Source organism: Caldithrix sp. (genome assembly GCF_056497305.1).
Window position 1 is genome coordinate 1 of the sequence record NZ_JBSMDE010000048.1, and the last position, 5,979, is coordinate 5,979.

The 5,979-nt window shown below is 48.2% G+C and carries 9 protein-coding genes; 7 read left to right on the forward strand and 2 right to left on the reverse strand.

The window, feature by feature from the left end; all coding sequences use genetic code 11:
• Window positions 1-16 precede the first annotated feature (16 nt).
• The gene (locus ACWB0I_RS03960; RefSeq protein ID WP_479386748.1) at window positions 17-247 is read left to right on the forward strand and encodes a group II intron maturase-specific domain-containing protein; all 231 of its coding nucleotides are present in this window, start codon (window positions 17-19) and stop codon (window positions 245-247) included.
• 288 nt (window positions 248-535) lie between these two features.
• Here the strand turns inward: ACWB0I_RS03960 and ACWB0I_RS03965 are convergent, their stop codons facing one another.
• Window positions 536-721, reverse strand: a complete 186-nt coding sequence (locus ACWB0I_RS03965) for a hypothetical protein (RefSeq protein WP_479386740.1) — start codon at window positions 719-721, stop codon at window positions 536-538.
• Window positions 722-913: 192 nt separating this feature from the next.
• Here ACWB0I_RS03965 and ACWB0I_RS03970 point away from each other — a divergent pair, with 192 nt between their 5' ends.
• Genes ACWB0I_RS03970 through ACWB0I_RS03980 form a run of 3 tightly spaced genes read left to right on the forward strand, consistent with a single transcriptional unit; the run spans window position 914 to window position 2,804 of the window.
• Complete coding sequence (locus ACWB0I_RS03970; protein ID WP_479386741.1) at window positions 914-1,372, forward strand: PTS sugar transporter subunit IIA; 459 nt, start codon at window positions 914-916, stop codon at window positions 1,370-1,372.
• Complete coding sequence (locus ACWB0I_RS03975; RefSeq protein ID WP_479386742.1) at window positions 1,372-2,325, forward strand: polyprenyl synthetase family protein; 954 nt, start codon at window positions 1,372-1,374, stop codon at window positions 2,323-2,325. The genes ACWB0I_RS03970 and ACWB0I_RS03975 overlap by 1 nt, the downstream gene beginning before the upstream one ends.
• Before the next feature lie 2 nt (window positions 2,326-2,327).
• On the forward strand, window positions 2,328-2,804 hold the full coding sequence (locus ACWB0I_RS03980; protein ID WP_479386743.1) for a C40 family peptidase: 477 nt from the start codon (window positions 2,328-2,330) through the stop codon (window positions 2,802-2,804).
• Here ACWB0I_RS03980 and ACWB0I_RS03985 read toward each other — a convergent pair.
• Window positions 2,801-3,163: a helix-turn-helix domain-containing protein gene (locus ACWB0I_RS03985; protein ID WP_479386744.1), complete on the reverse strand. Its 363-nt coding sequence runs from the start codon at window positions 3,161-3,163 to the stop codon at window positions 2,801-2,803. The two genes, ACWB0I_RS03980 and ACWB0I_RS03985, sit on opposite strands and share 4 nt — an antisense overlap.
• A 61-nt stretch (window positions 3,164-3,224) precedes the next feature.
• On the opposite strand from ACWB0I_RS03985, the gene ACWB0I_RS03990 reads away from it, so the two are divergent.
• The 3 genes from ACWB0I_RS03990 to ACWB0I_RS04000 all read left to right on the forward strand — a co-directional run bounded on the left by ACWB0I_RS03990 (window position 3,225) and on the right by ACWB0I_RS04000 (window position 5,603).
• Entirely contained in the window at window positions 3,225-4,538 is a 1,314-nt protein-coding gene (locus tag ACWB0I_RS03990) for a DUF2851 family protein (RefSeq protein ID WP_479386745.1), read from the forward strand.
• 82 nt (window positions 4,539-4,620) lie between these two features.
• Window positions 4,621-4,857 (forward strand): DUF350 domain-containing protein, encoded by a 237-nt coding sequence (locus tag ACWB0I_RS03995; protein WP_479386746.1) that lies wholly within the window; start codon window positions 4,621-4,623, stop codon window positions 4,855-4,857.
• Window positions 4,854-5,603, forward strand: coding sequence for a transglycosylase SLT domain-containing protein (locus ACWB0I_RS04000; protein WP_479386747.1), 750 nt, complete (start codon window positions 4,854-4,856; stop codon window positions 5,601-5,603). The genes ACWB0I_RS03995 and ACWB0I_RS04000 overlap by 4 nt, the downstream gene beginning before the upstream one ends.
• The last annotated feature ends 376 nt before the right edge of the window (window positions 5,604-5,979 follow it).

Genomic DNA, 5,979 nt, shown 5'->3' on the forward strand with positions numbered 1-5,979 from the left:
ACCGATTCCCGCTCTAATTCGCGAGCTTAATATTCATTTACAAGGCTGGCAGAATTATTATAACTATGGTTATCCACGAAAGCAGTTTAGTTTTGTACGCACTCGTCTAAAGAAACATCTTAACCGACGTAGTCAAAGGCGATATGGTCCTCCAAAAGGTGTGAGTATGTATCAACACCTTAAATATCTTGGCTTGATCTATCTATGTAGGCATTTACTCGAATTAGTGACTTGTGAATGCTTGTGATGAAATTCTACGGGAAAGCCGGATGCGGGAAATCCGCACGTCCGGTTTGAGGAGGGTTAAGGCGGATGTAAAGACTCTTGTTCTTTTCATTCCCTTTTCTACTCTACTGGTCGATTTTGGTTGCGGCTTTGCTGCCTTAGAATACTTCCTTTAAAAGATCTAGTCCCGCCATGGCGGGATGCGAAAATTTTTGTGTTGAAGATCCTAACCCCCCGCCCCCTTCCCTTCTTTTAATAAAGGGAAGGGGGAGCAAATTGTGCAGCTTTGCTGAGTTTTACTTTAATTATGTTAAGATATTTTGCCATTTTCTATTTGCAATCTTTGCGCACTTCGTGAATGCTTTGCCTGTCCGGTGGCCAGACGGGCCTGTCCGGTGGCCAGACCTGTCAGGCTGCGCTTTGCCAGACTGGCGGGCATGTCCCTGAGGATTGTGATTTGGAATGGCGATCGGCACGAAGCCTCACTGATTGTCATTTCGCCCTTATAAAAGTCTCGAGCTGAAGATCGAGTTACGTTGCGGCTTTGATGCCTTAGTTAATTTCATTAATAAAGAATTTCTGTTTTGGAGAAAAGGGAATCAAATTTAAAGTAAAAAAAATGCGCTAAAATTTTGACAAAATTTTCTTTATTGAATAAATTTCTATATTTTAGGAAAACGGAGGCAATATGAAATTATATGAATTTTTACCAGTAGAACACATTGAACCGGATCTAAAAGGTCAGACGAAATTTCAGATTATTGAAGAGTTGCTTGATCTACTGGACAAAAACGGACGCCTGGTGGATCGCGAAGTTGCATTACAGGATGTTTTAGCCAGGGAAGGTTATTTAAGCACCGGTCTGGAAAATGGCCTGGCCATTCCACACGCTAAAACCGACGGAGTGAAAGGCCTGGAGATCGCCTTTGGCGTCAAGAAATCGGGTGTTGATTTTGAATCACTGGACGGTAAGCTGGCGCATCTGATTTTTTTAGTGCTTTCGCCACGCGATACGTCAGGGCCCCATATCCAGACATTGGCTGTCATTTCGCGCAATTTAAAGAAAAAAGAGATTCGCGATATGCTCACTCAGGCCAAAACGCGCGAAGAAATTTGGGACATCATCAAAAACCGGTTTGAGTATTAATGGCTACCTCTTCCAAAATATTTTTCGAGGCCCTGCAACCCTGGTTAGACAAATTAAATGAGCAGTTGCTCTCCATCGGGATTAATCATCAAATCCCGATTTTTTATGAGCCCATTCACTATGTGTTGCGTTTGCCCGGCAAGCGGATTCGCCCCTTGCTGACCATTCTGTCCAATCAAACCTGTGGCGGGCAGCTCAACGCCGCCTATTACCCGGCCCTGGCCGTGGAACTGTTGCACAACTTTACCCTGGTTCATGATGATATTATGGACCGGGATGATTTACGTCGCGGGCAACCCACCGTACACAAAAAGTGGGATGTGGCCACCGCCATTCTGGCCGGCGATGGTTTGATGGGGCTGGCTTTTAAAAAGCTGTTACAATGTCCGCAGGGCGATGTATTAACCATGGCCCGGCGTTTTACCGATGTCATGCTCATTATTTGTGAAGGCCAGGGGCTGGACAAGATGTTTGAATCCGGTCAGGAAATTTCTGAAGCGCAATATCTGGAAATGATTCGGCGCAAAACCGCGGTGCTGATCGAGCTTTCCTGTGAATTAGGAGCCCTTTCTGCCCGGGCTGTTGAGAAAGAAATTCAACTGTTTAAAGCATTTGGTTATGCCCTGGGTATGGCCTTCCAGATTCAGGATGACATGCTGGATATTATGGCCGATCCCTCCCAGTTGGGCAAGCAGGTAGGCAGCGATTGGCAAATGCACAAGCAAACGATTCTTTCCATTCGTCTGCGGCAGCGTCTGTCTGTTCCCCTGCAGCAGTTAACCTTTGAACAATTTAAAGTCCATCTGCAGCGCAGCGGAGTGCTGCAGGAAGTTCACGACCTCTATCAAACCTATTTCGAACAGGCTCTTCAGGCTCTGGAAAAACTCCCGCAAAATGAATTTAATCAAAAACTCAAGGAATTGACCACGCGCATTCAAAACCGTCAGTGGTAACCATGGCCAGGTTTAGTAACCTTTGCATCGTGGTTCTGTTCTGCAGTTTATTTGTTTCCTGTTCCGTGCAATACACCTCGCGCCTTCCAGTCGGGAAGAATCAGAAATCCGAACAAAGTCTGCGTGCTGCCGCCCAAAAATGGATAGGCACGCCTTACCGTTACGGGGGTAATGATCACCGGGGAATCGATTGTTCCGGACTGGTCTGCCGGCTCTACCAGGAAGTGTACGGACGGTCTCTGCCCCGGCAGGCCAATCAGCAGCGTCAGCTTGGATATTCGGTACACTATCCCTATTTAAAACCCGGCGACCTGATCTTCTTTCGATTTGAGGGTCAGGAGCGCATCGAGCATGTGGGACTTTACCTGGGCCAGGGGCAGTTCATTCACGCTTCCACCAGCCGCGGCGTGGTCATCGATGGCCTGGATGATGTGTACTACTGCCGACATATAGTGGTTGTCAAACGTCTGGTGCATTAATCTTTGTTCAACAAGTCGATCAACATTACCAGCGCCTGGCGCGCTTCAGCCGGCAATGCCGAAATCTTGCGGGCCAGAGCCAGGTCGGCATCGTAGGCAACGGTTTCCTCCTGCACGCGATCATCCTGTACTCCGAACCAGTAATTTTTCTGTCCGGTTAAAATCCATTCCACTGTGGTTTGCCCCAAACGGGCCAGGCGGTACAGTACCTCAGCCGGTGGGATGCGTTCATTAAGGTACTTACTGATGGCTGCCTGGCTGATGGACAGGGCTCTGGCCAATCCGGCCTGGGTCAATCCCTGCTGCCGTTGAATCATCTGGATGCGTTGTGCGATCGCTTTTTGATCAAGTGTTGCCATTTGTCGAATCCATTTTTATTTGTAATATTCCAAATATCATATTAAATTATAAATGGAATATATGAAAAAAGTAGGGGCCATGCAAGAAGCACAGCTCTATGCCTTGTGGCAAAACCTGGCGCGTAGTGGTCAAAGTGTGGGCACAGCAGCCGGCCCGTTACGCGTACTCGAAGCTGGGCAGCTTAATCTGCACCGCGGTCCGGATTTTATTTCTGCGCTTTTTGAATTAAACGGCACGCGCATCAGCGGCGATGTGGAGATGCATCGCCACCTGAATGACTGGTATGCCCATCAGCACCATCTTGATCCCTTTTTTAAAAACGTCAGTCTGCATGTGGTTCTGGCGCCGCGGCTTTCTGGCCCGCAGTCCGTCACTTCGGCGCTCTCCGGGCGGGCCATCCCCACTCTTCAGCTCGAAGCTGGGCTCTTTTCGCCGGCTCAGCAGCAATTCCGTTGTTCCTGTCGGGCTCCTTCTGCTGTTCCTCTGCCGGCCATACGCCGGCTGGCCCTGCAGCGTTTACATCTCAAAATACGCTATTTCCAGCACCAGTTAGAGCATCAGCCAGTGGAGCAGGTGTTCTACGAGCATTTCTTTCGCATCCTGGGCTATCCGCACAATGCCTGGCCTTTTCAACTGCTGGCCCGGCGTCTGCCCTGGGCCTGGCTGGAAAGCCATTGGTCCAGTTTTTGGCCCGGGGCCGAATTGCTCTATGCCCTGTACGCCGGAAGTGCGGCCTTTTTACCCAATGCCTCCGGCGATGGTTATGTGCAGCGTCTCATCCAGGGGTATCAGCAATACCAGGCTTTGCTACCCGCCCCGCCCCTACGTCCCGAACACTGGCAGTACAGCGGGCTGCGTCCGGCCAACCATCCGCATTACCGGCTGGCAGCCTGGGTGGCCCTTCTGAGTCGGCAGCGTGTGTTACCCTTTTACCCTCTCCGGCAGTTGTTTATGGCTCGCCGGCCTGTAAAGCAATTACTAAACGAGGCGCGGGCCTTTTTCCACATTGTGCCCCAGGGCTATTGGCGTCGGCATCACCGTTTGGCTTCCAGGCCAACTGTCATACAAAATCAACAATTTTTTGGCAGCGGACGCATCAGCGAAATACTCATCAATTTACTCATACCCCTGCTGGCTGCCGAGGCGCTGCTCAGGCATTCCGATGGCTTTTATGACTATCTTCAGGAGTTTTATCTTTCCATCCCCCTGCAAACGGTTTACAAAAAAATGGAACGCTTTTTTCCCTGGATATCTGTTTACCGCACTGCTTTTCCGCATCAGGCATTAATGCAGGCGCTATTGCATTTGCATGAGCAGTATTGCCTGGCCAATCATTGTGCACATTGTCCGCTTGGACACACCATTGACAAATAAAAAGAAATTCGTTAAACTTTATCGTACATTGATCCGATAAAATTATTGCTTTTAATCCAATTTTAATCTGAAAGGAGTTGTAATGGAATTTAGCTGGTTCGATCCGATCATGATCCGCAATTTTATTTATGCCATCTTTGGTGTGATAGTGGGCATGGTTTCTTCCATCGTTACCTATAAATTGGTGAACAAGAGCACGCATTTCGACATTCCGAATGAATTGGAAAAAGGAAATTTAGCGGTTGGAATGGTTGTTGCCGGAATTTTTATTATGATTGGTTTGATAGTAGGATTAATTATCGGGATGAGTTTGAATTGAACAGACTACTTTCTCTGACGCTGTTTGGCTTACTGGTTGTCTGGACCAGCTCCTGCGTGCACCACGAACAATCCAGGGTTCAGCTGAACCAGGCCGATAGCGCTCTTTTCAAAATGGTGGAACAACGTATTGAAGAAAAAAAGGCCCTGGAAAAGGTGCGTCTGCATCTGGAACGCTCCAATTTGATGTTGCACATTGACCGATATTTACCGCTCATCAAAAAATATTCCAAGCGTTATGGCTTTGATTATCGCCTGATCATTGCTCAGATCATTCAGGAATCTGGATTTAAGATGCACGCCCGCAGTCGGGTGGGAGCGCGCGGCCTGATGCAAATTATGCCAGGCACAGCCAGGGAATTGAGTCGCGAACTGGATATTGAATTTATTCTTTTAAGCCCCAGAGAAAATATTACAGCCGGCATTTACCATCTTTACAAACAGGCTCAGTACTTTCCGGACGCTCCGCCGGAAGATCGGTTGAAATTAGCCCTGGCCAGTTACAATGCCGGCGCCGGTCGTGTGTTCGACGCCCAGGACATTGCCCGCTATTTTAGACAACCGGTCAATCGCTGGGAATCGGTCAAACCCTATCTGGCCATGCTTAAAAAAACAGACTGGCAACTGCACTTACAGGTCTGGGCAAGCGGACGCCCGCCCCATGGCTACTTTTATGGTTACGAAGAAACCATTGGCTACGTGGAAAATATCTGGAATATGTACCAGGTGTACCGCAAAATTCTCTAAAGCAGCAGAGCCACGACCTTTAAAAAACCACAAAGGTCACCCGTCTGGCCGTGGCAGCCGGACAGGCCATTCAACAATTAAACAATTCAACAACTCAACCTTTTTTTTACTTCCTTACACATCACAAAAATGTTCGCATCCAGCTGTGGCGGGATTAGAATACTTCCCTCAAAACTTATAACGCTTTAGCGTGTGAAAATTTTTGTACCGAAGATCCTACCCCCCCGCCCCCCTTCCCTTCTTTTAATAAAGGGAAGGGGGAGCAAATTGTGCAGCTTTGCTGAGTTTTACTTTAATTATGTTAAAATATTTTGCCATTTTCTATTTGCAATTATTGCGCACTTCGTGAATGCTTTGTTCGTCCCCGAAGATCGGG

Bases quoted from the DNA above. Each gene is read 5' to 3' on its own strand.
- ACWB0I_RS03965 (WP_479386740.1), bottom strand. From the start codon at position 721: ATGACAATCAGTGAGGCTTCGTGCCGATCGCCATTCCAAATCACAATC.
- ACWB0I_RS03995 (WP_479386746.1), top strand. From the start codon at position 4,621: ATGGAATTTAGCTGGTTCGATCCGATCATGATCCGCAATTTTATTTAT.
- ACWB0I_RS03990 (WP_479386745.1), top strand. From the start codon at position 3,225: ATGAAAAAAGTAGGGGCCATGCAAGAAGCACAGCTCTATGCCTTGTGG.
- ACWB0I_RS03980 (WP_479386743.1), top strand. From the start codon at position 2,328: ATGGCCAGGTTTAGTAACCTTTGCATCGTGGTTCTGTTCTGCAGTTTA.
- ACWB0I_RS03975 (WP_479386742.1), top strand. From the start codon at position 1,372: ATGGCTACCTCTTCCAAAATATTTTTCGAGGCCCTGCAACCCTGGTTA.
- ACWB0I_RS03970 (WP_479386741.1), top strand. From the start codon at position 914: ATGAAATTATATGAATTTTTACCAGTAGAACACATTGAACCGGATCTA.
- ACWB0I_RS03985 (WP_479386744.1), bottom strand. From the start codon at position 3,163: ATGGCAACACTTGATCAAAAAGCGATCGCACAACGCATCCAGATGATT.